Source organism: Escherichia sp. MOD1-EC6819, from assembly GCF_002965765.1.
Taxonomy (GTDB): Bacteria; Pseudomonadota; Gammaproteobacteria; order Enterobacterales; family Enterobacteriaceae; genus Escherichia; species Escherichia ruysiae.
On the sequence record NZ_PTRG01000030.1, the window covers coordinates 1 to 3,038 of the forward strand.

At 52.7% G+C, this 3,038-nt stretch carries 1 rRNA gene; it reads right to left on the reverse strand.

Going from position 1 to position 3,038, the window contains the following annotated elements:
• Window positions 1–12: 12 nt before the first annotated feature.
• Window positions 13–2,916 (reverse strand): 23S ribosomal RNA (locus A7Z06_RS21425).
• Between the last annotated feature and the right edge of the window lie 122 nt (window positions 2,917–3,038).

Below are 3,038 nucleotides of genomic sequence, written 5' to 3' on the forward strand. Positions count from 1 at the left end.
CTTCGGCGTTGTAAGGTTAAGCCTCACGGTTCATTAGTACCGGTTAGCTCAACGCATCGCTGCGCTTACACACCCGGCCTATCAACGTCGTCGTCTTCAACGTTCCTTCAGGACTCTCAAGGAGTCAGGGAGAACTCATCTCGGGGCAAGTTTCGTGCTTAGATGCTTTCAGCACTTATCTCTTCCGCATTTAGCTACCGGGCAGTGCCATTGGCATGACAACCCGAACACCAGTGATGCGTCCACTCCGGTCCTCTCGTACTAGGAGCAGCCCCCCTCAGTTCTCCAGCGCCCACGGCAGATAGGGACCGAACTGTCTCACGACGTTCTAAACCCAGCTCGCGTACCACTTTAAATGGCGAACAGCCATACCCTTGGGACCTACTTCAGCCCCAGGATGTGATGAGCCGACATCGAGGTGCCAAACACCGCCGTCGATATGAACTCTTGGGCGGTATCAGCCTGTTATCCCCGGAGTACCTTTTATCCGTTGAGCGATGGCCCTTCCATTCAGAACCACCGGATCACTATGACCTGCTTTCGCACCTGCTCGCGCCGTCACGCTCGCAGTCAAGCTGGCTTATGCCATTGCACTAACCTCCTGATGTCCGACCAGGATTAGCCAACCTTCGTGCTCCTCCGTTACTCTTTAGGAGGAGACCGCCCCAGTCAAACTACCCACCAGACACTGTCCGCAACCCGGATAACGGGTCCACGTTAGAACATCAAACATTAAAGGGTGGTATTTCAAGGTCGGCTCCACGCAGACTGGCGTCCACGCTTCAAAGCCTCCCACCTATCCTACACATCAAGGCTCAATGTTCAGTGTCAAGCTATAGTAAAGGTTCACGGGGTCTTTCCGTCTTGCCGCGGGTACACTGCATCTTCACAGCGAGTTCAATTTCACTGAGTCTCGGGTGGAGACAGCCTGGCCATCATTACGCCATTCGTGCAGGTCGGAACTTACCCGACAAGGAATTTCGCTACCTTAGGACCGTTATAGTTACGGCCGCCGTTTACCGGGGCTTCGATCAAGAGCTTCGCCTTGCGGCTGACCCCATCAATTAACCTTCCGGCACCGGGCAGGCGTCACACCGTATACGTCCACTTTCGTGTTTGCACAGTGCTGTGTTTTTAATAAACAGTTGCAGCCAGCTGGTATCTTCGACTGATTTCAGCTCCACGAGCAAGTCGCTTCACCTACATATCAGCGTGCCTTCTCCCGAAGTTACGGCACCATTTTGCCTAGTTCCTTCACCCGAGTTCTCTCAAGCGCCTTGGTATTCTCTACCTGACCACCTGTGTCGGTTTGGGGTACGATTTGATGTTACCTGATGCTTAGAGGCTTTTCCTGGAAGCAGGGCATTTGTTGCTTCAGCACCGTAGTGCCTCGTCATCACGCCTCAGCCTTGATTTTCCGGATTTGCCTGGAAAACCAGCCTACACGCTTAAACCGGGACAACCGTCGCCCGGCCAACATAGCCTTCTCCGTCCCCCCTTCGCAGTAACACCAAGTACAGGAATATTAACCTGTTTCCCATCGACTACGCCTTTCGGCCTCGCCTTAGGGGTCGACTCACCCTGCCCCGATTAACGTTGGACAGGAACCCTTGGTCTTCCGGCGAGCGGGCTTTTCACCCGCTTTATCGTTACTTATGTCAGCATTCGCACTTCTGATACCTCCAGCATGCCTCACAGCACACCTTCACAGGCTTACAGAACGCTCCCCTACCCAACAACACATAGTGTCGCTGCCGCAGCTTCGGTGCATGGTTTAGCCCCGTTACATCTTCCGCGCAGGCCGACTCGACCAGTGAGCTATTACGCTTTCTTTAAATGATGGCTGCTTCTAAGCCAACATCCTGGCTGTCTGGGCCTTCCCACATCGTTTCCCACTTAACCATGACTTTGGGACCTTAGCTGGCGGTCTGGGTTGTTTCCCTCTTCACGACGGACGTTAGCACCCGCCGTGTGTCTCCCGTGATAACATTCTCCGGTATTCGCAGTTTGCATCGGGTTGGTAAGTCGGGATGACCCCCTTGCCGAAACAGTGCTCTACCCCCGGAGATGAATTCACGAGGCGCTACCTAAATAGCTTTCGGGGAGAACCAGCTATCTCCCGGTTTGATTGGCCTTTCACCCCCAGCCACAAGTCATCCGCTAATTTTTCAACATTAGTCGGTTCGGTCCTCCAGTTAGTGTTACCCAACCTTCAACCTGCCCATGGCTAGATCACCGGGTTTCGGGTCTATACCCTGCAACTTAACGCCCAGTTAAGACTCGGTTTCCCTTCGGCTCCCCTATTCGGTTAACCTTGCTACAGAATATAAGTCGCTGACCCATTATACAAAAGGTACGCAGTCACCCCATAAAGAGGCTCCCACTGCTTGTACGTACACGGTTTCAGGTTCTTTTTCACTCCCCTCGCCGGGGTTCTTTTCGCCTTTCCCTCACGGTACTGGTTCACTATCGGTCAGTCAGGAGTATTTAGCCTTGGAGGATGGTCCCCCCATATTCAGACAGGATACCACGTGTCCCGCCCTACTCATCGAGCTCACAGTATGTGCATTTTTGTGTACGGGGCTGTCACCCTGTATCGCGCGCCTTTCCAGACGCTTCCACTAACACACACACTGATTCAGGCTCTGGGCTGCTCCCCGTTCGCTCGCCGCTACTGGGGGAATCTCGGTTGATTTCTTTTCCTCGGGGTACTTAGATGTTTCAGTTCCCCCGGTTCGCCTCATTAACCTATGGATTCAGTTAATGATAGTGTGACGAATCACACTGGGTTTCCCCATTCGGAAATCGCCGGTTATAACGGTTCATATCACCTTACCGACGCTTATCGCAGATTAGCACGTCCTTCATCGCCTCTGACTGCCAGGGCATCCACCGTGTACGCTTAGTCGCTTAACCTCACAACCCGAAGATGTTTCGTAAAACACCATCGTGTTGCGAAAATTTGAGAGACTCACGAATAATCTTTCGACTATTCAGTGTTTCAATTTTCAGCTTGATCCAGATTTTTAAAGAGCAAA